Consider the following 21,149-nt stretch of genomic DNA (forward strand, 5'->3'; position numbering starts at 1 on the left):
TGAGTGAGAGCAGTGTCGCTGCGTGGCGCTGCTCGTTCATTCCCACAACCTCGACAGCTCCGGTGCGCCTGCCGCGTCGGCAGCCGATCCGATTGACCTGCGATCCCAGGATCTCCGATGCTGGGATCAAGATAGAAAACGACCGATGCACAATCGATCCGCCGTCCCATGATCCGACGAACGCATCGTCGAAAACATTGCAGAACGCCGTGTCGGGAGCGGCCGAACTGACCACAGAAAACCGAGTCGATTCAGCGTGAGGCCTGGTTCGATGTACACGGGAAATGTGACCTGAGGGTCAGCAAACAGCGCCCTGACGGTAGATTATGATCCTTCTGCCATCGGTCTTGATCAGCATCGTCGCGCGCGCTGCCGTAGTCGTTGCTCGCCGGTTGCTCTTGGCTCCGGAGTTCACTCCCGTGGTCATTTCCTGAGCAGCGGCGTCCCACATCGGTTGCGTGTTGCCGGTGAAGACCGTCTGGCCAGCGGCATCAGCGACGTTTAGATTGCTGTTCTTATCGGACTTAACCCGAAGTCCCGTGCCCGTGGTCGTGAAGGACAGCTCGCAAAGCCGGGGTTCGTCGCCGCCTTCTCTTTCTTGACAATCTAGACCTGACTGTATCCGTCCATGTCTTAGCACTCGCCCTGCGCAGTGTCTGCGGTTGAAAGGAAACCACAGACACTGCGCAATTATTCCAGTCCGGTGAACGCACTCTCGTCCGGCAGTTCAGTGCGTCGAAACACTCTCGAGGGCAGCCGTTGCGCATGCCTCAAGCGAATCTCACGGCACCGCGCCGCCCAACGCAGGTCTGGCTTCGTCCGCAGATGCCTCGACCGGTCGCAGCGTTGCCCACTGGAGGTTGCTGGACTCGGCCGCGCGAAGCGGCCAGGCTTCGTTCAGCGAACACTCGTGGGCAGGGGAACCGGCGGGACTACCGCGGACAACCCCGGTCAACTTCCGCAACGCACCGCCGACCGCCATCATGGAATGACAGCGAAGACACCGACGCACGACCACAACCATGACCATGACCCAAGTCCATCAGTACAGCCGGATAGCCGAGGCCACAGCATCGGAGGAGTAGGCCAAGATCACCGTACGTGCGTTCGTGTCGCCGATGTGTCGCGATCATCCACATAGGATATTGGCCTGGCATCGAGGGTTGAACCTGCGGGCGGGCGACAGCTCACAGGGAAAGGCAGCACATCCAGGCCGCGAACATGCTGCTCAACGGCACTCGAGGATACGGTCCGGCCCGCGACTCAGCCATGAGCATCTCAATCGGGAAGCCGCGGTGGACGGCGAGATCAACGGGACTTGCACGAAACCGTACGCACGTTGTGGATGCCGAAAATTTCATCCATCCTGGTCACAGCCATCTTGATCACCGAGGCGACAAAGCCGGTGCCGACGCGGATCCACTCGGCTGAATCGCGACGGTGCTCTACGCCGAGTACTGCGCGACGATGAGATGTGTGCTGTTTCGACTGGCGTACCTCGGCGTGACCAACACCCTCGTGCTACTGCGGCTGCTGCCGATGAGGGACCGCGACAAGGACGCCGAGATTCTCACCCTGCGGCACCAGATCACGGTCCTGGAACGGCAGCTGCACGGCGAACGGGTCCGGTTCACTCCAGTCGACCGGGCCTGGCTGGCAGCCCTACTGCACCCGCTACCGCGCGACGTGCTGAACCACCTGCGGCTACTGGTCCACCCGGAGACCGTGCTGCGCTGGCACCGGGACCTGATCGCCCGCCGGCACGCCAGGAGTTCCCGGCCCCGCCGGGCCGGCCGGCCACGAACGATCCGGTCAATCCGTCGGCTGGTACTGCGTCTGGCGTCGGAGAACACCGGCTGGGGCTACCGGCGTATCCACGGCGAACTGCTCACCCTGGGCGTGAAGGTCGCCGCCTCCACCGTCTGGGAGATCCTTAAAGACGCCGGCGTCGGCCCGGCACCGGACCGTACGAGCAGTACCTGGGCGACGTTCCTGCGCTCCCAGGCCCAGGCCATCATCGCGGCTGACTTCTTCGAAACCGTGACGCTGACCGGCGCCCACCTGTACGTGCTGGCCGTGATCGAACACGCCACCCGCCGCATCCAGATCATCGGCGTCACCGCGCATCCCACCGCCGCGTGGGTCGCGCAGGCTGCCCGGAACCTGGTCATGGACCTCGAAGACACCGGATGTCCGCTCAGGTACCTGATCCGTGACCGGGACGGCAAGTACCCGGCCCTGTTCGACGCCGTCCTCGCGGATGCCGGGATCGAGGTCGTGCTCAGCGGCGTCCGGATGCCCCGCATGAACTCAATCATGGAACGGTGGATCCAAGCCTGCCGCCATGAACTGCTCGACCGGACCCCGATCTGGAATCAGGCACATCTGCTGAATGCCTTGCGCGAGTACGAACGCCACCACAACGACCACCGGCCGCACCGAGGCATCGCCAACGCCCGACCACGCGCACCGCTGCCCGACCCAACCACCGACCCGGCGACCCTTGAACGGCTCCGCATCCGCCGACACGATCGAATCGGAGGACTCATCCACGAGTATAAAAATGCCGCTTGACCAGCATGGATGACATTCTCGGCACCCGCAACGCTGTTTCCATCGACGTCTGACGCTCACGAGCCTTTACCAGCGAATACGGGCTTGATCCAACGGCAGATTCGAGCACCACTCCGAAGTCTAGCGGCGGCCTGGGTGAGGGGCACCTGCAGCAGCCGTGCATCCGGCGCTGCGCAGGGCACGCCTCCGATCTGCCTCGCCTGGTTCACTCATCACGGCACCATTCGGGACTAATCAGCGTTGGAATAATACCTCGAGTACTTGGTCCTGATGGCGCCGCTCAACCCTTATTACATGATTGCTGATGTTCGGCACCCCGTCGACCACGGCCAGCTCGACGATGGCCCCACCTAGCCCTCGCCGCTTTCGCCATGCGGTGAATTCGTAGTCGCCGATCGTTCGGAAGGTCTCAGGGCCACGGGCACTGGCGTTGGGGTACAGCGTCGCCCCAGAGTTGACCGGAGACAGCCGAACAACATCGGCATATTCGCTCAGTAGGCTCTTGGTGCTGACCACGAGAACGTCATGGGATCTGCTTCGGTAGCGTCGCGCCGCTAGCAATTGGGCAAGCTTCTCGGCGGTGAGCCAGAAAAACACCCTGCTGTTAAGGACGTCAAGCCACTCCTGAATCGTCATGTCCTGCAAGCAGGATTCCAGGAAGTTGAGTCGAAGCGGAGCCTGGTCGCGTACGTGGAATGCCTGCCCCGCCGTCGTGAGCTCGACGCTACGCGGTCGCCGTCGCTTCAAGATTGCGTCCGCCACTTCTGAGGCGGGACGGCTCAACTCGACGAGTTGGCGAGTGGTCAGGAGGCCGTACTTTTTAATGGACGGCCACGTTCCCTCTTCGGCCATGTGGTAGAGCAGCGGATAGGTCTCGGCCAGATCCTCGGGCTTCATGTGACCTCGGTTTCAATTGCGCGCGGCCGGAATTCGAGTCACCAACGTCGCCGATCGATAACGCTACGAACGTCAAATCTGGTTCCAAGCAGGCTGACGGGGATACCTGCAACCCTTTCAACTTCTTCCACAAAACGAATTGTCTCTGGCGTCAGTTGCTCATAGCGCCTGGCGTCCCGGTTCTTCTGATCCAAGTAGTCAGTGAAGGTGAGAGCGATGTCTGTGGACCCATTCAACTCAACAGCGCGTCGAAGCATGCGCCAGTCGAACTCAGCAACGCGGCGCTTCTTATTGCTGACGGATCCCTTCTCTGTTTCGTGGAGTTCATCCGCAGGAATACCTGACCTTTCGGCGATGTCATCGAAGGTTATCTCCTGCGACATCGGACCGGAGGTAGCGTTGTTCGGGCTCTGCACCCGAATGGGATATGTTCTCGAGACTTGGACGACCCGCCTCAGCCGATGCGGGCCGATGCCAGCTTCTGCCAAGCATCCGGCGGTGGTGGTGTCCCGGCTGGTGACATGCGGGTAACTTCCATGATAGAGACTCAGCTCAGTGCCCTGTGTGCCTTCCAGTAGAACGAGATCGCCACGTCGAAACGCTTTTTCTAGCACGTGTGCAGACTCTCTAACGTACGGCTGAAGTTGCGGCACGTCCTTTGCGAGCCTCACCGCCGGCTGCACGTTGGGGTTGTTTCTTCCGCTGATCCTTCTGGCCGCGGCATGTCCGCCGCCCTTGCCCGTACTCCCGATGGCAGCAACTAAAGCCGCTTCGGCCGCTTTGTCCTCGTCCTCGATTACCATCGCCTGCGGGTCGATCGTGAGCCGGTCGACGTCGACAGAACAGTCTGAAATCTCGCCCATGAGCAGAGTGACGTCTAAAGTCGCGCCGGGCCCGATGAGCAGCTTCGCATTGGTGTTCGCCTGAGTGCCCGAGGGAAGGAGACGGTGGGTGTACGGGGTCGGTAACGGTACCTTGTGCCCGGCGTTCGGACCGCCGACTCTCATCAGAACGTCGTACTCTGGCGCCAGATAGAAGGCTATGTTTCCCTTGCCCTCACTGCCGTATTGGCCGCCGACAATTACGTCCACGAGTTGCTCACGGCCCGAACCATACAGGCCGAGGGCGGCCGCGACCCGGGTCAGCACGTCCTCAGGCACGCATCTCTGCGAATCAACCGCGATATCGGCCTCTGCTTTGAGCTTATGGACATTCGCCTCAGTGGCGTGTGCTTTAACCTCGTCATACGACTTAAGTTCCGTGATACCTGAGGAGTTGCCGCGCTCTTGGTAGCGGCGAGCGAGCTCATCGTCGGGCGCGTAGACATGAACGTGGGTGACTGCGGAGGTAAACGCTTCACGCAATCGTTCGACCTGGCTGTGCAGCCGTACAGCGTCGATAATGACCAGTTCGGCTGCGGGGTATTCCCCCAGCAGTTCGACGGTCGCGTCGGCTACCCAACGGCCCGCGGTCCGTTCGTCAAGTTCGGCGCCGAAGTCTTGAAGGGCTCGCCGCTCGTTTGGTAGCTGCCGGGCGGTGTCTGCAGCCAGATTGCGCAGTGCGTCCTTAGTGCTGAGCCGACGGGCCTGAAACCTTCTTTCGAGGGCTTCGGCGAGGGTGCTCTTGCCGGCGCCGACCTGCCCGCTGACGACGATGATGCGCAGGGGACTTTTCATCAGGCCTCCCGCCAAGCTGTTCTGATATTAGCTATTTATCAAGCCGATGTCATCTGATTGTGCGGGTGGGCGTATAGATCTTGACGGTAAGGCCTGCTCCGAGCAGGGACTGCTCTATCTCTTGTTCGATCAGGTCCCATCGTCCTCCGGCTTCACCGGCTCCGATGCGAGGCATGTGGAGCGACGCACCGAGACGAGTGGCGTGGTGCGCCAACGACCGCAGCGCATCACGTAGAGCCTGGTAACTCAGCCTCGATGCCGGACCGAATCCCTGCTGCACAACCATGCTCGCCACATAGATGTTCGTGCTGATTGCCGCGCGAACCAGATGCACGTTACCGAGCCGGAGATTCTCTGGCGAGGCGACGCTCCACTGGTGGTAGGCGGTCGCCGCCTCCGGGAATGCTGCTGTGAGGGACTTGCCGACCCCCCTTCGGCTCCAAGCACGCGCCGTGCTTGATACGACGTGTGCAACGAGCAGAGGCCCTTCGCCGTGCGGGCGGGACACATCGCCCGAGACGTAGTCGATTCCAGTCGGCGCCAAGCGTGGCGCTCCGGCTGGCTCTACGAGGCCCAGCACACGAGGGAAGACACGTCCAGGATATGGGGCGATTCCAACAGCTTGCACAAGAAGGGGTTCGCCGGCGAGCGTCTGCTTCCCCCGGACCGTTTGCCCGACTGCGGTCGGCGCTCCGAACGGGCCCGCCCCGTCAATCTGCAAGCCGCGGACGGCCGCCGGGCGCCACGTTCGGGAGTGCACTACGTACTCGCACCTAAGATTCGAGCCGAGGGTGTCTGCCACGCGGCTGGACGCGACGATGGCGAGTGGCCGGTTCGTTTCATGGGCGACCCGGCGCAGGAGCGCCTCAGTGGACACGTCCAGCTTGGCCCGGGTCGCCATCAGAAAATCTATGTCGGGATCAATGTCCAGGATGCCGGCGACCGCCTCCACCGGCATCAGGAACTCTGAACCCGCAACGTTGCAGAGCAACTCAAGCTGCCAGGAGTCATCTTCCCCGCTTTGACGGGGTACCGCGCCTGTCGCAGTCCGGTGGCGGACGGCGTCACCCACATCATGGAATAGAGCGTGCGCTATTTCATGCGCGACGCTGTATCGCAAGCGACCTCGGGGCCGCGACGGATTGTATTCGATTGTCAGCGGCGCCTGTGACGGCACAAAGGAGGCCAAAGGAGCACCGCTCGGCGTCAGCTCACCAGCGTCCGAACGTCGGATTCGTGCGTCAGCTACGTCGGCTCTCGCGCGGATCCCAATGCCCATCAGTCCGGCAAGCGCGAACGGGTCGAACGGCGGGCCGGACAGGCCTGAGTCCAACGCTGCAAACATGAGCGCCCTGGCTCGCTCCGTCACGAGCTTAAGCGGATCCGCGTCACCCGCGATGGCCCGCACGGACGGATTTGTCCACTTGAGTTGATCAATGCCCTCGGCCGTATCCGCCATGAGGGGATCCTAATTGAGGTGAAGCTGCTTGATACGTCTCGTGTCAGGAAGACTTCGTGTTCCGTGCCTACATCAACGGTAGCTGCTGGTAGAGCACTCCGGAGATGTTTGGCGGCTGGTACCGCTCGGACTTGATCACCTTACCGTCCGCGCGGAGTACGGGCCGACCCGACGCGTCCAGCTTACTCATGTTGGATCGGTGTACCTCTGCAAGAACGGCGTCGAGATCGATGCCATAAGTGATCGCTGCTCCGTAGGCGACGTAGACGATGTCAGCGAGGCCATCGGCGATACCTACAAGGTCACGCGCTCGCGACGCCTGCGCGAACTCGCCGATCTCTTCCTCCAGCAAACTGATACGCAGTTCCGACAGCCCTTCGCTAACCTTGACTGACGGCAGAAGTCGCCGCGGCAAGCCGAATGCCCCGTGGAAAGCCATGACCGCCAGCGCCGCGTCGCTCCGGATGAAGGCGTCGTCAGGGCGGGGACCGGGCGGTTCGGGCGATTCCGCGCTCCGCGCACCGTGGTGTGGGTGGATCGGCGCCGGCAGGTCCAGATCGAGGACGAGTTGAGCAGGATTGGGCGCACGACGGCGCTTGGCCGAAGTACGACCCGAACGCGCCGCGAGCCTCGACCTGCCGCCTCTGACCACCGCTGCGGTCGCGGTCTCTTCTGGCATCGCCCTAGCCTGCCATGGTTGGCCGGAGACACAGGCTTCGGTTCGGCATCGGCTCTGCCTCGGTACCGTTGGCGACTCAGACCGTTTACCCAGCTCACGACCTCAATCTGCTTTCGGGAGCACAAGGTGCACGAGCGTTACACATCATCCGCAATGCGGACGGTCTGGTCATCAGCCAACCGTTTCACTCGATGGAGGGAGGTGGAGCTCGCCGCCCTCGAGGCTCGCGCCACCCTGGGTGAGATTCCGGGCGACTTCGTTGCCCATGCCGCGTCGATCCCGCCACCGGAAGTAGCCGCTGTCGACGACCTCGAAGCGGTGACTCGGCACGACTTCGAGGCGTTTCTTCGAGCCTGGACGGCCCCCATGGATGAGCCAGCTGCATCATGGGTTCATCGCGGACTGACAAGCTCGGACATTGTTGACACTGCACAATCGCTGCTGATCGCGGACGCAAGCCGGATCCTCGGGAAAGCGCTCGACACGTTGGTCGATGAACTCCGGTCGCACTCTCTTCGTCACGCATCGACGCTGCGCCTAGGCAGGACCCACGGCATGGCGGCCATGCTGGATACGTGGGGCCACCGCGTAGCAGATTTCGCCTTCGCCATCGCACGATGTCGCGATCGGCTCATCACAACGACTCAGGCCAACAAGATCGCCAAGATGTCCGGTCCGGTCGGGAACTATGCCGGCCTGGATCCACGGCTCGAGCAGATGGCGGCCGAACGGCTCGGGCTGCGACCGGCGCCGTGCGCCACGCAAGTGTTGCTTCGCGACTCACTTGCTGACTGGGTATCCTCACTGTCCTTGATCGCCACTAGTTGTGAGGCAATCGCTCTGGAAGTCCGCCATGGCCAGCGCACCGAGGTGGGCGAGCTGGCGGAGGGCTTCACCGCACGTCAAGCGGGTTCCTCAGCCATGCCCCACAAGAGAAATCCCATCTCCAGTGAGAAGGTCTGCGGCCTCGCCCGCATTGTCCGAAGCTTCGTGACTCCGGTGACGGAGGGCATCGCGCTTTGGCATGAACGCGACATCAGTCACTCATCCGTGGAACGCATCTGCCTGCCTGACGCGTCAAGCATCACCGAACATATTGTCGTCATCACGGCCGATGTGGTCGCCGGATTGACAGTGAATGCCGACCGCATGAAGGCCAATATCGAACGCGCTGGCGAAACGATCTACTCGGATATGTACTTGTCAATGCTCCTGACCGCCAACGTTTCCCGCGTCACAGCGTACGAGCTGGTACAGAAGGCTTCCCGCGAAGCATCTGATGGGGCGTCGCTCGCAATCCTCGTCCGGAGCGCTGCCATGGATCTGGGGATCGACCTACCGGATGCGAATGTCTCTGCCATGGCGATATCTCGTGTACTCGACTCGCCCGGAATGTCCGAACTGTTCGCTCGGCTGAAACGGCTGAGATAGGATCGCAATCGACGCGCCGAGGGCGTACGGGTGGCTTTGGCGAGCGAGCCGAACTGCCCGGTATCACGGAGTGGGCTGAGCATGTCGCGGACCGCCCGCCTGACGGTCCTGATGCTGATCGCGGTCATCAGCTGGCACCTGCTTCTGTAAGTGCGTCCGCCGCCCGCTCGAGTTCTGGCGGGTGAGACCGCGAGCCCGGTTCTGGCCTTCGTCTGCGGCTGGCCGTCACCGCCAAGGGCGGTTCCTTGGGCGAGGGTGAGGTCCCCTGTAGCTGCCGAGGCGTCCACGGTCGCTGGGCATGCACCTCCGGGCGTGCAGCTGAAATAGCCGAATCGGATCGTGGTGAGTGGTTTGCCTGCTGTCCCTGAGGGCCCAGAAACGCCTTGCGGGCCTGCGGGCCTGCGGGCCCTTGCGGTCCTGGGGCTCCGGGTGCGCCCGGGGCCCCGCAGGGCCAGTGGCGCCTTGCGGTCCTTGAGGTCCGCGCTCGCCCTGCGGCCCGGCTGGCCCGCGGCTTCCTGTTTCGCCTTGAGCACCGACGGCACCTTTCGTGCCCGGCTCACCCTTGTCACCCCGGGGTCCCGGCGGACCAGCGGGGCCACGGGGGCCAGCAGCGCCGCGAGCGTTCCAGGCGAGCGTGGTCTCGGTCTTTGTGCAGGCCTTGCCCGCGGGCGGTACGCGTAGTGCGCCACTGCTCTTGTGTTTGCAGGCCGTGATGGTGCCAGCGGTGGTCGCAACGGCCGCGCCTGCACCCGGCGTGTACGCAACCGAACTGTCACATCGTTGGCGTCACGATCCCAGCGGGCGCTTGCGCGCATCCCTTCGCCGTGAACCACGGCTGCGGCGAGGCGCCCGCCCCGGGTCAGACCTTGTTGCTTCCAGCGATCTGTCGGCTGCCTACGCGATACCGTCAGTCCCCTTCCGGGTCGCTCCGGTGCTCTTTGATCCACTCCTCGACGTCTTCAGTCAGCCAGACGTTGCCCATCTCCAACTTGGCGATCGGCTCGGGAAAGCTTCGGCCCTGCGTGATTTGGTAGACGCGCTGCCGGCTGATCCCGCCGAGGCGCACGCGGATTTCGTGTGAGCCCATCAGGCTGATCTGCCGCTTGCTGACCATGAGCCGAGGCTAGGCGTGCGCAAGCTAGGCAGACGCCTAAATTGATACACGCTCTAGTCGCACGCTTATTACACACGACTAGGGTGTTTTGAGATGCGTGAGGCGCTCGCACTACACCGGTGCCGGCGTAGCGAACCTCCACCCTGAACTCATCGTCCTTGCGAGAAACGACAAGCTGTGAACTTCGAGAACGGATGATTGCTGCCTGCCGCGTAATGCCCAACGCTGCGGGATTCTGCGAGTTTCACCATCGGGCAGTTTCGCCTCATCAAGCGGCACACACCTCTAGTCGGGCGCCCTAAGCGAGTGCCTAGTGTTGCCGCATTGATTGAAGTTCTTGGCTATCCTGAACCGACCGCCGACGGGGAAGGTGAACCAGCGGGATGTACGACACGACAGGGCACTTTGCGCTTCGCCCGGCTTCGCTGATCGCCTTTTGCGGTCTTCGGCCGAGGTGCGGAGTCGCTGGCCTGCAGCCTGCCGAGTGGCCAGAAGTGCGCCGAAATGCGTTTCCCGGCTGACTGCCACGAGATGCAGCACTGACAAACTCTGTTTTACGCCGAATGGATCAAAGGATTCCGCAAGGGCGCTAGGACCCTGATCAAGATTGTCCGGGAGTCCGGCCATCAGGAGGATTAGAAGGTTGAGTACTCTTTCCGACCCGTCGCGGGACCTGCGTCGCTACGTGGGGGTCTTCCTGATCTTGGTCGGCGGTGCGCCGCTGCTGATGTTCTCGCTGCTGGCCCGCAGTCCCGGCGGATCCCAATTCCCGGTGATGCCGGTCGTGGTAGCTGCCCCGTTCATCGTGGCCGGCGCCGTGGTTACCGCGATCGGGATCCTGACCGGCGACCCGAAGCGGTCCGCCCAACGGGTCGGCGCCGGCGCGGCGCTGATCATTGTGGGCGACGCGTTGATCTTCGGCCTGCGCGCCGCACTGGTGTGAGATCCGCTCGATTCCGGGAGAGGTGAGCGATGTGACGTTGAACGTGGATCCGGAGGCGTTACGCAGTTACGGCTTCCTGCTCCGGCGTGCCCTCGACGACGCGCAGGAATGCAAGGCGTACTTCCATGCGCGGGTCGCCGACATCACACCCGGCGTCGAGGGCGGCCTGATCAATCCCATCGGTTACGCACACTTCGGGGTTCGTCAGGAACTCGGGGCGCTGCTGGACCGGCTGGTAGACATCCTCGAGGACTCACAACAGTCGCTCTTCAACGCGGCCGCCCACTACGAGCGCACCGACAGTGATTCGGCGAAGCGCCTGGACGACAGCTTGCCTGCGGTGCATCGACCGATCCCCGCGGTCAGCTGACCATGGGCTTCAGTGACTCGGCTGACCCCACCGCTCATCTGACGGACCCGGCGAAGCACACCGAGGACATCCTCGGGCAACCGTTCTCCCACCCCGGATCAGTGTTCGACTGGTTCAGCGCGTCGCACCTCATCAACGAGTTCATCAAGCAGGCCTGCGGCTACGACGTCGTCGGTGAGGCCGCCAAGGTTTTCGGCGGCGACTGGGAAACCGTGTGGGAGGCTGCCGGCGCCATCCGTAACCTGGCCCACGCTCTGCCGGATATCGGCGTCAACGTCGCCCAGGGCAACCTCGACCTTGACATCGCGTGGGACGGCAACGCGGCGGAGTCGGCATACCTGTACTTCACGAGCCTGGGCTCCGCACTCAGTGAGCAAAGGCTGAGCCTGACCGAACTGGCCGACTCCTACGTCAAAGCCGCCGAGGGCACCTTCCGGGTCGCTGAATCCGTCTCCGGCATCCTCAAGGACATGGGCGATGCCGCTATGGCGGGCGTGATCGCGGCCGCCGCCGGGACCGCCGCCATTGAAACCGGGATCGGCGCAGTCGCCGGCTACAGCTACGCCGCCTACCAGGCGTGGAAGGTCTACAACCTCGGCGTCGACCTCAAGCTGATCATTTCCACCGCGTACAACGTCGTCTTCGCGGTCAGCGGCCAGATCCAGTCCTGGTCCGCTGACACTGGCGCGCTCTCCCGGCACCCACTGCCTACCGCCCCTACCAGCACCCCGCTACCGAACCCCCGGCATGAAGGAGACCATGGACGAGCACCTTCAGCGTGGGGCCTCGAACGAACAGGCGGAATGCGAGATCGCCCACCGATTCCTGCTGTACCTCGCCGAGAACGGTGACAGCGATGTCCTGCGTGAACTGGGAACCGAGGTTCGGCGGGGCAACATCAGCCTGTCTGACGGAATCGCCTTCTCAACATACGCCGACGCGCTGGAGCCGAAGGTCAACGAATTCCACGACTGGTATCAATGCCTGAGCGAAGATGAGCGCCGCAAGGAAGCCGCAGCCTGCGCAGCAGAGGTGGAGAAACTCGAAGCCAAGCTGGCAGCCGAGGCCAACGCCCAAGACACCGCTCCCGGCTCGCCGGACAAGCGCTCTCCGGCTCCGAGCTGGCGGCTCAACCAGCGGCCCGAGTAGCTCGCACATTTTTAGGCCCGCCGAACCAGCCGGCAGCACGGGCTCCATGCCCCGGGTCCCAGGCCAGCAATAAGTCGCACGGCGCCGAGGTCAGTCGCCTGAAGGCAGCAGCCTGACCGGCTCTCACGCACTGGTATTCCCGCTGGTGGTTCGCCGTCTGCCGAAGGGCGGATCGTCGCCTGGACGAGGTCCCGGCGGCTGGGTATGCCGGTGACCAGCGGTGGGGATGCCGGTCCACCGAGCCACTGAACGCGATGAGGAAGCGATCGCCGCCTGGCGCCGGTATCAGTGGCCGGCGCTAAAAGAGTCGCTGCCCGCCGCGGCGCGTGGATCGTGTTCGCCGACGAGTGCGGGCAGACGTTAAGAGCGCACAAAGCCACGACCTGGGCGCCGAAGGGCGTGACCCCGGTGGTCAAGGTGACCGCGAAGGGCACCGTGCGGGTATCGGTGGCTGGGCTGTGCTGCTACCGGCCCGGCCACCGCAGCCGGCTGATCTACCGCACCCTGCTCTACGACGGCCGTAAGGGTGAGCCGAAAGGGTTCCGCGCACCCGACCTGATCGCCATGCTCGACGGCGCCTATCAGCAGCTACGAGGCCCGATCGTGCTGGTCTGGGACCGGCTGTCACTGCACAAGACCCCGGCCATGCGAGCCGCGTTCTTCCGTCGATCCTGGCTGCGCGTCTACGAACTACCGGCCTACGCGTCTGAGCTCCCGGGCCCATCCGCCCGCTGCCGTGCTCCCGCAAAATCTCACGGCGAACCTGGTCAAGGCTCAGCAGGGCCGCACCCCGGCCGAATCTGCGGCGGGCTTCCCGCGCCGTGGTGGTCTTCCCGGAGCCAGAATTCCCCCTGATTATCAGCAGGATCAGTAAACACGGCGGAATTGTGTTCGATGAGAGACGGATTAGCGGTCATCGCGGTTCTCCGGTCGACGGCCCGGCGCCGAGCGCGAGGACGTCAGCGGGTAGTACCGGCAACGGCCAATCGCCGGCCACATGCCAGGTATCCCAGTCCTCGCCGAGCGGCCCCCGGCCGGCTTCGGCGAAGGCGACGGCGCGCTCCCTGGCAGCGTCTACCTGCCGGCGCTCGGGGTCGGTGATCACTCCGAGCTGCCGGGCCTGGGCGTACTCGTCCTCGTCTTTCCATCGCCAGTGGCCGGTGGCCGGATCGGTGACGTAGTCCAGCAGCAGGTCGAACGTGTCGATACCGGCCGATGTACGGGTCACCGGCCGCTCAAAGTTGATCTTCCAAAATGGGGTACCGCCGTTGACCGGTAGGTAGAGCTGGAGGTTGAAGTACGGGTCGAGGCCGACCCAGGTCAGGACCGCCGTGTCGCGCCAGGTCCAGCGGCCGAGCTGCCACCGGCCGTCGGCAAGGTCGGCGACGGCCTGGGGGCGTTGCGTGTCGTCGCCGGTGGTAAACCATTCAATCCATCTGGTCGGCGCGAGGCCTATGGTGCCCGGCCAGGTCGCGAGTACGAGGCTCGTTCCGTCGTCGTGCAAGACGCGGTGAGCGCCGGCGGTCCAGACCCGACCGTGGATCACGTCGCGTCTTACGACTGTCGTTCCTGCCGTGAAGATCGAAGAGATCATGCTGGTGTTCTCCCTTGCGCAAAGGTGGCTTGCGGGGTCGGTTGCGATGTGGCGGTGGGTGGTCCGTAGGTCCCACCGGGCAGGTCGGCGCCGTGGTACGGCACGAGGGCGGCGGTGAAGGATCCGACGGCTGGGCAGCCTGTTCTCATCGGGCCAGCCAGGGTCCGCAGCACGGCTAACGGCGGCGGCGTGACCGATACTCACGAGCAGAAGCGGCGTGTCAGCGCATGCACCGTCGCCACGAGCGCCGTGAACGTGTCCGGCACCGGCCCGCCGTCCACCTGTGGCGATACCCCCGGTCCAGCTGTCATGCGCGGCCCCGGTCCAGTCGGCGGTGACCCCGCCGTAGTCCTGGCGAGGCCCGATCGGTAGGTCGCGGCCTTCGCTGCCACCGCGGCGACCGCGTCCCTCGGGTCGGCGCCGAGGCTAGCGATCGCTACCAGGCTGGTGAACACCACATCGGTGAGTTCACCGATCACGTCATCGACCGTGTGCGTTACCCCCTTGCGTGGATTCTGGCCCAGCACACCAATCCACGCCTGTGTGGCCTCGCCCGCCTCTTCAGCGATCTTCATAATGCTGCAGGTCAGTTCCAGACGGTCGGTGCCGTTCTGCTCGTCGAGCAGGGCCCGCCAGCGGTGCACCTCGGCCCAGATCACGTTGTCTGCCGTCACGATGCTGGCCCTTCTTCGTTGTCATGGCCGCCGTTGGCTCGGCTGCGGTGATGTCGGTTGCGGGTCGGTCAGGCGAGCCGGTCAGGGGCTTTGGCGACATCGACCAGCCGGTGTGCAGCGGCGACCGCTACACCCAGAGTCAGTTGCGCGCCGGTCATGATGCGGGCCGCAATAATGCGCCGCAGCCCGGCGCATCGCGGGCGAACTGCGGATCCTGCAGTTGCCGGCGGATCGCGGCTTCGCGCTCGAGGTCGCCGCGGGCGAGGTATTTCGCGGCGAGCCGCACCAGCAGCGCGGCTGGCAAGAGGGGGAGGGTTCCACCGCCGTAGCTTGCTGCGCGACTTCGTCGCTGCGAGGGTTTGTACGCAGAGTGTGCGGGGCGGCAGCGGCTGGTTCTTGTTGGCGGACGGTGTCATAGGCCGGTGCTAGTGGGGGCTGCGACAATTTCGGTGTGCCGGCCGCGGATCTCGGCGATGAGCAGGTCAAGGATGTTGAGGTCGAGGGCGATGCTGACGGCGGACCGCAGGACGTCGGAGAGTTCGGCGGCCAGTTCGCGGGGGTTGAACTCGCCGTGTTTCTCTCGTTTGAGGCCGGTTCCGGCCCAGATGTTGATCTGCGCGGCGACTTCCCCGGTCTCTTCGGTGAGCTTCGCCAGTCGGACGAATGCTCCCGTGTCTTGGGGGTAGCGGGCTGTCAGTGTTTGGGCGGTGTCCACGAGCAACCCGAATAGACCGTCAGCGGTGCTGTCGGTGGCTGGGCTGGCTCCTGTTTCGGTGGCAGCCACGCGGGTCCCTCCGGACAAGTTCTCAGGCCGCGACGCCGTCGGCGGTGCAGTTGGCTTGTAGGTGCTTAAGCGAGGCCGTACCGGGGATGACCAGCATCGCCGGGGAACGGTCCAGCAACGTTTGCAGAATCTCGGCCGGCCTGTGCAAGTTCGCGCCGGACTCGTTACGTGGCAGGTCAGCGCCGGCGCCGAACGGCTTGTAAGCGACGTAGGCCAGGCCGTTGTGTTCGCAATATCCGACTACAGGGTCGGTGCTGGTCAGTGTGTGTTGGTTCTGCACGGCGGCGATGGTGGTGATGGTACGGGCTTGTTCAAGCTGGTCGACGGTGACTTTCGACAGGCCGATGTGCCGGATCTTTCCGGCTTGTTGAAGGTCGACGAGGGCGCCGAGCTGGTCGGTGAGCGGCACCTGTGGATCGATGCGGTGTAGGTAGTACAGGTCGAGTGCGTCGACGCCGAGGTGCCGCAGGCTCAGTTCGGCGCATTGGGTCAGGTACTCCGGGCGTCCGCAGGGCCGCCAGATGTTCGGTCCCGGGCGTGTGAGCCCGCCTTTGGTCGCGATCAGCAGGTCGTCGGCGTAAGGGTGCAGTGCTTGGCGGATCAGCGTTTCGACGGTGTGCGGGCCGTAGGAGTCAGCGGTGTCGAGGTGGTTGATGCCGTAGTCGTGGACGGCGGCGCGCAGGATGCGGCGGGCGGTGTCCGGGTCGGCAGGTAGGTCCCAGTGGCCGGGGCCGGTGAGTTGCATCGTGCCGTAGCCGAGGCGCCGGATCGGCAGGTCACCGCCGATGGCGAATGTCTGCGTGTCGGTGCTGCTCGTCATCGGGTGCCTTTCGCTTAAGCCCCCGTGTCGGCGAGGACCTGTTAGTCGAAGAGGGTCGGTTGCGGATCTGCCGGCGCGGCGGTCGGCTGTGCAGGAGTGGTGGGAATTGCGGCGACGGCGATCAGTTGTTGCAGCGTCGGATGGGTGGTGAAGTGTCGACGGATCAGAGCGGGGAGAAGCAGCGCGACGCCGACGGTGTCCCACAGCGCTCGGTGGGGTTGGCTGTCAGGTGCGGCGGCTGTGACGGCGGCGGTCAGCTGCAGGTGGGCCAGCAGGTTGGTCAGGCCGAGTTTGCCGGGAATGGTGGTGACTTTCGCGAGGCGCACTGTGTCGATGAGGCCGGCGATGGTCAGGTCGGGTAGGTGCCGGTGCAGCAGCCGCCAGTCGACGCCGATGTTGTGGCCGACGAGCCAGGCGCCGTTGAGGCGCGCGTGCAGGGCAGGGCGGATGGTGTCGAGGGTGGGCTGGCCGTGCAGGGCGGTGCCGGCCAGCCCGGGTGAGATCCACGGCCGGGCGGGGATCGTGCGGCCGGGATCTATGCCGGTGGTGTAGGCGGTGGCCATGTCCGGGTGTCCGTTGAGCAGCCGGACCGCGGCGATCTCGAGGATCTGCTCCTGGTCGCGTTCCTGGGCGCCGCTGCCTTCCAGGTCAAGGGCGACCAGGTTGGCGGTGTGCCAGGGCTGGGGTTCGGTGGTCACTGCGTTCACCGTACCGGCGGTCAGTCGTCCTCGGTGCGAGCAGCAAGCGCGAAGGTTCGCCTCACCCGTTCGAAGTCGGCGGCTTGGTCGGGGACAAGGTCGTGGCCGGTCATCGACCTGCCGTGCGCGCCGAGCACGTGCGGGGTTTCGATGTCCCACATCTGGAACTGGAAGTGGTGCTGCAGCGCGTAGCGGCGCTGTTCACCGAGGCCGGTGGTCCAGACGTGGCCGTCGTCGAGGACCCAGGGTGTGTCGAATCCGAAGTGGTCGAGGGCTGCGCGCATCGCGTTGTCGGTGGGCTGCCGGAGGGCGTCGGCGCAGCGGCGTTGCTGCTCGAGAGGGCAAATGTCGCAGAGTTCGCGGACGCCCCAATGGCCGTTGTAGTCGAACGTGGTGTGGGCGTAGGCGACGCCGCAGGACGTCTTGCGGAACAGTGGTGTGGTGGTTCCGGAAGCGCGCCAGGCGGCGACGACGCGGGTGTCGAGGTCGGCGGCCATCGTCTTGCGGCGATGGTATTCGAGCTCGGTGTAGGGGACGGTGACGCCGAGGTTCTCCAGGTAGGTGGCGTTCTCCTGCTTGTGGTAGAGGCCGGTGAAGACCATCGCGTCGACGTTACGGCCGACGTCGAGGACGTGCGCCATGGTTTCGGGGCTGTCGTTCCAGCCGGGAGTGATCGGACGCCAGTACAAGATGACGCCGGTCCGCTGGCGGTGTTCGGCGGCGGTGCGGATAGAGGTGACGGTCATGTTGCTCTTGGAGATCGGCTCGATCCGGTCGTCGGTGATCCCCGAGTAGGTGAACAGCAGCGTGACCCGTAGGTGCTTGAGGCTTTCGAGGAACGCCATGTCGTCGGCGGTGACTTTGAACCGGGTGATCACCAGCATGTGGTTGGTGAAGCCGCGGTCGTCGAGGGCGGCCAGGACCTGGAACAGGTGCGGTTTGACGCCGGTCAGGAACGGGTCGGTGGCCTTGTTGAAGATCTGCAGCGGCGTGACGTGCGGGGTGAACATCGGGTGGTTGATCAGCAGGTCGATCGCTTGTTCAGTCGGCATGAGCAACTGGGGGATCTTCATGTCGAAGTTGCCCCAGAAGTGCCGGACGCAGTAGCCGCAGTTGAGGGTGCAACCGACAATGTGGTTGAGCGACAGGCCGCTCTTACGATTGCCGATGATCTGCGCGATGTACGGATCGAGGCCGGCCTGCTCTGCTTCGGGCATCAGGCGCAGCTGTCTCGGGCCGGGAGAGATCTGTAGCAGGGTCGGGCCGGTCATCGGTGGCCTCCATTCACGTGGGCGGCGATCGGGGCGCGCAGCAGGTGGGTGTTGCCGGGTCCGTACCAGGTGGCGAAGTCGCCGGCGGCGGCCGTACTGGTGTCCGAGCTGTGGATGACGTTGTCGATCAGCCGCCCGTCGGCGGCGGCCTGGGCGAGGCTGTCGGCGGCGAACCGGCCGCGGATCGTGTCGAAGCCTGCGGCGGCGGGGTCGGTCGGGCCGAGCAGTTCCCGCAGCCGGAGCGCGGCGCCGGGACCGTAGCCGAGCGCGACAGCCGCCCGCTTGCCGACGTAGATGCGGCGCAGTTCGGCGGGCACGTCACGGCCGAGTTCGGCGGAGCGCGTCAGCATGTCGGCGTAGTGCGCGAAGATCTGCTCTTCGGTCGGGAACACGGTGGTGACATGCAGGACGGTCAGGTGCTCGGCGACCATGGCCAGCACGGGACTGAGGAGCTTGCGGTGCAGGCAGTCCGGTTTGAGCAGGATGACGGTCCAGAGGTTCCAGTCGACTGCGGCACCGTCGGTCATGACGGCTGCGCTGCCGGCTCAGGGCTGGGAATCCGGTCGGGCCAGCGTGCGGCGAGTAGCCACCGGTGGGCGGGCGTCAGCGCCGCGGTGATGTCGGCGGTGACCGGGTGACCTGCCTGGATCTGCTGGTACGCCTGAAAGATCAGCAGCACCTGCTGCCAGTAGTCCGACAGCGGCAGTTCGGTAGCGGTCTCGGCCGTCAGTTCGCTGTCGCCGGTGCGCAGGGCACTCTCCCAGTCGAGCAGTACTTCGAGGTCGGCGTCGCTGAGACCGGGCATCGGCGGGGCGGGGAACTGCGGGGCGGGCCTGCTGTCGGCTTCGGCGAGGATCGCGGTTACCTTGTCGCGGTCGAGGACGTTGATGTGCATCGACCCGACGTGGTGGGTGTAGGTGCCGAGTTCGACGCCGAGGTGCCGGGCGGCGATCTCTTGGATCATGGTGAAGGCGAACGTGTCGCCGAGCAGGCCGATGACCGCGTCGTTGCCGCGCATGTATCCGGTGGCGTGCAGGCGGCCGCCGCGGAGCATGAACTGCAGCGCGAGGGTGCAGGCGACGTCCGGGTTGTCGACGCCGATCGGCTCATGTGGGTGCATGATGACCATCGCCGCGCGTTTGCTGTCCGGGTCCTGCCGCAGTGCCTTGATGCATCGGTCGAACTGCGAGAGCCCGTCCTGGCCGCCTGGGCCGAAGAGGCGGGGACCGTACGCGGTGCCGGTCAGGGTGGTGCCGTCGGTGGACAGCTTCGCCAGCCGGGGCGCGTAGTAGCTGATCGTGGCTACGTCGGCGCGGCCGCCGACGTACCAGAGCAGCTCGGCGTAGTTGAACGCGATGTTGGACCGGCGCTTGGCCAGCCACGGGGTGCGCCGGGTCGGTTCGGTGAGCCGGAAGCTGATGTTGGGGATTTCGAGGCCGTCCTTGCCGCGGCCGACGGTCTCGTACTCGGGGTCGGTGAGGATGCGGCGCAGCACGGCGGTGTACGCGTCGGTGAATGTGTCGAACTCGTCCGGGGTGAGCATCAGCGGCTCCTGATATGGTCGGGCCGGCCGGTGCCGGCGAGGTCGTGCAGGGCGGCGAGCAGCACGGCGGCTTGCCGCGAGATCCGGTACGGGTCGAGCAGGTCCAAACAGGCGCGGATTAAGCTGGCATGCTCGTCAGTGCCCGCGATGCTTTCGATCCAGCGGATCCGGTCGACAAGCTCAGCAGCGTCGCGCACGTGCAAACTCTTCGGCGTGAGCCGGTCGGCGCCGACCGTGTCGGCCGGGGTCACCGGCAGGCATCCCTGGGTGACGGACTCGAACAGACGGGAGCCGAAGGCACCGACGGTGCGGTACCGCTCCGGCTTCAGCAGCACCGTTGTGAGCGCTTGGGCGTGCAGCCCGGCGACCTCAGCGAATCGGATTCGGCCGGTGAACTGCACGTGCGGCCACGCGCTCGTATTCGTCCACTTCCCGGCGACCCGGTGAGCCATCTGTGCGGCAGCGGGCGCGAACCAGCGATCGAACGCCTCGTCGCGGCCGTACTGGTTGCCCACGTACACCAAAGGCAGCGGTCTAGGAAGCCGGGCAAGGAAACTCGGGGCGGCAATGTCGAGCGCCTCATCCGGGATAGGAGACGTTACGGTAATTGCGCCCGCGCTGGGATGCAATGCGGGCTCAGCGACACGCACGTTTGTCTGCCGCCGCAGCGGATCGCGGGCGGGCAGCCATAGATCGTGGTCCCAGACGACAGTTGGCAACCCGAGGCCGTGGGTGTAGTGGTCGAGCAGTTGCTGCTGACGGTGCAGATCGCAGGTGTGCCCTGGCGTCCCACAGACGGTGGTGTTGCGGCCGGGTAGCGGCCATCGCCACTCGAATACGATGGCGTCGAGGTCCGGCAAGCCCTCATCGAAGCGGTATGCGCTGGCCAGGTCGGTGCCGGCCTCGATCAAGTCGCGGTTGACCTGCAACGACACCACCTCGTGACCGGCCTCTTGTAGGGCATCGACGAACGCGCGGCGGAAGCTACGAGCTCCATCGGGCGTATCGATCACACCGGTTGTGAGAAAACCCCAGAAGCTGTAACCGATACGCAGCGGCGGCGTAAGTGCTCCGGCGGGGGCAAACGGCATGCTTCTCTCCTGACGGCACGGTGCTTCTCGGGTCGACTGGGACGGGTAGCCGAAGAGGCCGAGGCAGGTCGTATTGCCTTCCGTTGCGTCCCAGCCGGCGGCGAGCGTGTCCGGTTTGCGACTGCCCTCGTGTTGTTCCACCATCCGGCTTGCCCTCGTGGAGAGGAACGTCATCCACAGGGGAATTTAGATGGGAATCTAGGGAATCTAGCCAGCGATGTGGGATCTACCTGCAGGAACACCCTTCCTGAAAAGTAGCAAACAATGATCGCTGTCGATTTTTGACGTCTGGTGGACGGCCGTCAGCGGGGCATCACCTATTGCCACTTGATGACCGGCTGCCTCCCCGGTCACTCCGCGGGGTCGTCCGCACCTTTGGCCA

21 protein-coding genes and 2 pseudogenes are annotated in these 21,149 nt (G+C 64.7%); 7 read left to right on the forward strand and 16 right to left on the reverse strand.

All coding sequences use genetic code 11. The features are described 5' to 3' along the window. Nucleotides 1–1,467: 1,467 nt before the first annotated feature. Complete coding sequence (locus ACFQV6_RS15755) at nt 1,468–2,574, forward strand: integrase core domain-containing protein (RefSeq protein WP_378028303.1); 1,107 nt, start codon at nt 1,468–1,470, stop codon at nt 2,572–2,574. Nucleotides 2,575–2,808: 234 nt separating this feature from the next. Here ACFQV6_RS15755 and ACFQV6_RS15760 read toward each other — a convergent pair whose 3' ends face one another. The 4 genes from ACFQV6_RS15760 to ACFQV6_RS15775 all read right to left on the reverse strand — a co-directional run bounded on the left by ACFQV6_RS15760 (nt 2,809) and on the right by ACFQV6_RS15775 (nt 7,285). Then, entirely contained in the window at nt 2,809–3,471 is a 663-nt protein-coding gene (locus ACFQV6_RS15760; RefSeq protein ID WP_378028219.1) for a DUF7002 family protein, read from the reverse strand. A gap of 38 nt (nt 3,472–3,509) precedes the next feature. Next, nucleotides 3,510–5,147 carry an adenylosuccinate synthetase gene (locus tag ACFQV6_RS15765; RefSeq protein WP_378028220.1) on the reverse strand — a complete coding sequence of 546 codons (1,638 nt, stop codon included), beginning with the start codon at nt 5,145–5,147 and terminating at the stop codon, nt 3,510–3,512. A 49-nt stretch (nt 5,148–5,196) separates the two neighbouring features. Then, a complete protein-coding gene (locus ACFQV6_RS15770; protein WP_378028221.1) occupies nt 5,197–6,606 on the reverse strand; it encodes an ImmA/IrrE family metallo-endopeptidase in 1,410 nt (469 codons plus the stop codon). 67 nt (nt 6,607–6,673) lie between these two features. Further along, nucleotides 6,674–7,285: a hypothetical protein gene (locus ACFQV6_RS15775; protein ID WP_378028222.1), complete on the reverse strand. Its 612-nt coding sequence runs from the start codon at nt 7,283–7,285 to the stop codon at nt 6,674–6,676. Nucleotides 7,286–7,411: 126 nt separating this feature from the next. Between ACFQV6_RS15775 and purB the strand changes: the two genes are divergently transcribed. After that, on the forward strand, nt 7,412–8,716 hold the full coding sequence (gene purB / locus ACFQV6_RS15780) for an adenylosuccinate lyase (RefSeq protein ID WP_378028223.1): 1,305 nt from the start codon (nt 7,412–7,414) through the stop codon (nt 8,714–8,716). Between the two features lie 907 nt (nt 8,717–9,623). Here the strand turns inward: purB and ACFQV6_RS15785 are convergent. Continuing rightward, the gene (locus ACFQV6_RS15785) at nt 9,624–9,830 is read right to left on the reverse strand and encodes a DNA-binding protein (protein ID WP_378028224.1); all 207 of its coding nucleotides are present in this window, start codon (nt 9,828–9,830) and stop codon (nt 9,624–9,626) included. Between the two features lie 643 nt (nt 9,831–10,473). Between ACFQV6_RS15785 and ACFQV6_RS15790 the strand changes: the two genes are divergently transcribed. The 5 genes and pseudogenes from ACFQV6_RS15790 to ACFQV6_RS15810 form a co-directional block, all read left to right on the forward strand. After that, nucleotides 10,474–10,773, forward strand: a complete 300-nt coding sequence (locus tag ACFQV6_RS15790) for a hypothetical protein (protein ID WP_378028225.1) — start codon at nt 10,474–10,476, stop codon at nt 10,771–10,773. Between the two features lie 31 nt (nt 10,774–10,804). Beyond that, nucleotides 10,805–11,143: a hypothetical protein gene (locus ACFQV6_RS15795; protein ID WP_378028226.1), complete on the forward strand. Its 339-nt coding sequence runs from the start codon at nt 10,805–10,807 to the stop codon at nt 11,141–11,143. A gap of 101 nt (nt 11,144–11,244) precedes the next feature. After that, the gene (locus ACFQV6_RS15800; protein ID WP_378028227.1) at nt 11,245–11,994 is read left to right on the forward strand and encodes a hypothetical protein; all 750 of its coding nucleotides are present in this window, start codon (nt 11,245–11,247) and stop codon (nt 11,992–11,994) included. Next, nucleotides 11,903–12,292 carry a hypothetical protein gene (locus ACFQV6_RS15805; RefSeq protein ID WP_378028228.1) on the forward strand — a complete coding sequence of 130 codons (390 nt, stop codon included), beginning with the start codon at nt 11,903–11,905 and terminating at the stop codon, nt 12,290–12,292. Before ACFQV6_RS15800 ends, ACFQV6_RS15805 begins: the two co-directional genes overlap by 92 nt. A gap of 333 nt (nt 12,293–12,625) precedes the next feature. Further along, nucleotides 12,626–12,946, forward strand: a pseudogene (locus ACFQV6_RS15810) (hypothetical protein); the annotation flags it as partial. 85 nt (nt 12,947–13,031) lie between these two features. On the opposite strand, the pseudogene ACFQV6_RS15815 reads toward ACFQV6_RS15810, so the two are convergent. From ACFQV6_RS15815 to ACFQV6_RS15865, 11 genes and pseudogenes are all read right to left on the reverse strand, one after another. Further along, a pseudogene (locus tag ACFQV6_RS15815) lies at nt 13,032–13,178 on the reverse strand (kinase); the annotation flags it as partial. Nucleotides 13,179–13,205: 27 nt separating this feature from the next. After that, nucleotides 13,206–13,838: a hypothetical protein gene (locus ACFQV6_RS15820; protein WP_378028229.1), complete on the reverse strand. Its 633-nt coding sequence runs from the start codon at nt 13,836–13,838 to the stop codon at nt 13,206–13,208. Between the two features lie 248 nt (nt 13,839–14,086). Beyond that, entirely contained in the window at nt 14,087–14,560 is a 474-nt protein-coding gene (locus ACFQV6_RS15825; protein WP_378028230.1) for a MazG-like family protein, read from the reverse strand. A 154-nt stretch (nt 14,561–14,714) separates the two neighbouring features. Next, nucleotides 14,715–14,864, reverse strand: a complete 150-nt coding sequence (locus ACFQV6_RS15830) for a hypothetical protein (RefSeq protein WP_378028231.1) — start codon at nt 14,862–14,864, stop codon at nt 14,715–14,717. A gap of 108 nt (nt 14,865–14,972) precedes the next feature. Continuing rightward, entirely contained in the window at nt 14,973–15,344 is a 372-nt protein-coding gene (locus ACFQV6_RS15835; protein ID WP_378028232.1) for a hypothetical protein, read from the reverse strand. A 22-nt stretch (nt 15,345–15,366) separates the two neighbouring features. After that, a complete protein-coding gene (locus ACFQV6_RS15840; protein ID WP_378028233.1) occupies nt 15,367–16,164 on the reverse strand; it encodes an aldo/keto reductase in 798 nt (265 codons plus the stop codon). 41 nt (nt 16,165–16,205) lie between these two features. Beyond that, nucleotides 16,206–16,862 carry a 3'-5' exonuclease gene (locus ACFQV6_RS15845; protein ID WP_378028234.1) on the reverse strand — a complete coding sequence of 219 codons (657 nt, stop codon included), beginning with the start codon at nt 16,860–16,862 and terminating at the stop codon, nt 16,206–16,208. A gap of 20 nt (nt 16,863–16,882) precedes the next feature. Then, nucleotides 16,883–18,133: a hypothetical protein gene (locus tag ACFQV6_RS15850; RefSeq protein ID WP_378028235.1), complete on the reverse strand. Its 1,251-nt coding sequence runs from the start codon at nt 18,131–18,133 to the stop codon at nt 16,883–16,885. Continuing rightward, complete coding sequence (locus ACFQV6_RS15855; protein ID WP_378028236.1) at nt 18,130–18,660, reverse strand: nucleoside-diphosphate kinase; 531 nt, start codon at nt 18,658–18,660, stop codon at nt 18,130–18,132. Before ACFQV6_RS15855 ends, ACFQV6_RS15850 begins: the two co-directional genes overlap by 4 nt. After that, on the reverse strand, nt 18,657–19,676 hold the full coding sequence (locus ACFQV6_RS15860; RefSeq protein WP_378028237.1) for a thymidylate synthase: 1,020 nt from the start codon (nt 19,674–19,676) through the stop codon (nt 18,657–18,659). Before ACFQV6_RS15860 ends, ACFQV6_RS15855 begins: the two co-directional genes overlap by 4 nt. Continuing rightward, a complete protein-coding gene (locus ACFQV6_RS15865; RefSeq protein ID WP_378028304.1) occupies nt 19,676–20,767 on the reverse strand; it encodes a hypothetical protein in 1,092 nt (363 codons plus the stop codon). Before ACFQV6_RS15865 ends, ACFQV6_RS15860 begins: the two co-directional genes overlap by 1 nt. Nucleotides 20,768–21,149: the final 382 nt, after the last annotated feature.

Origin of the sequence: Actinoplanes sp. GCM10030250 (genome assembly GCF_042666575.1) — a bacterium.
Classification (GTDB): Bacteria; Actinomycetota; Actinomycetes; order Mycobacteriales; family Micromonosporaceae; genus Actinoplanes.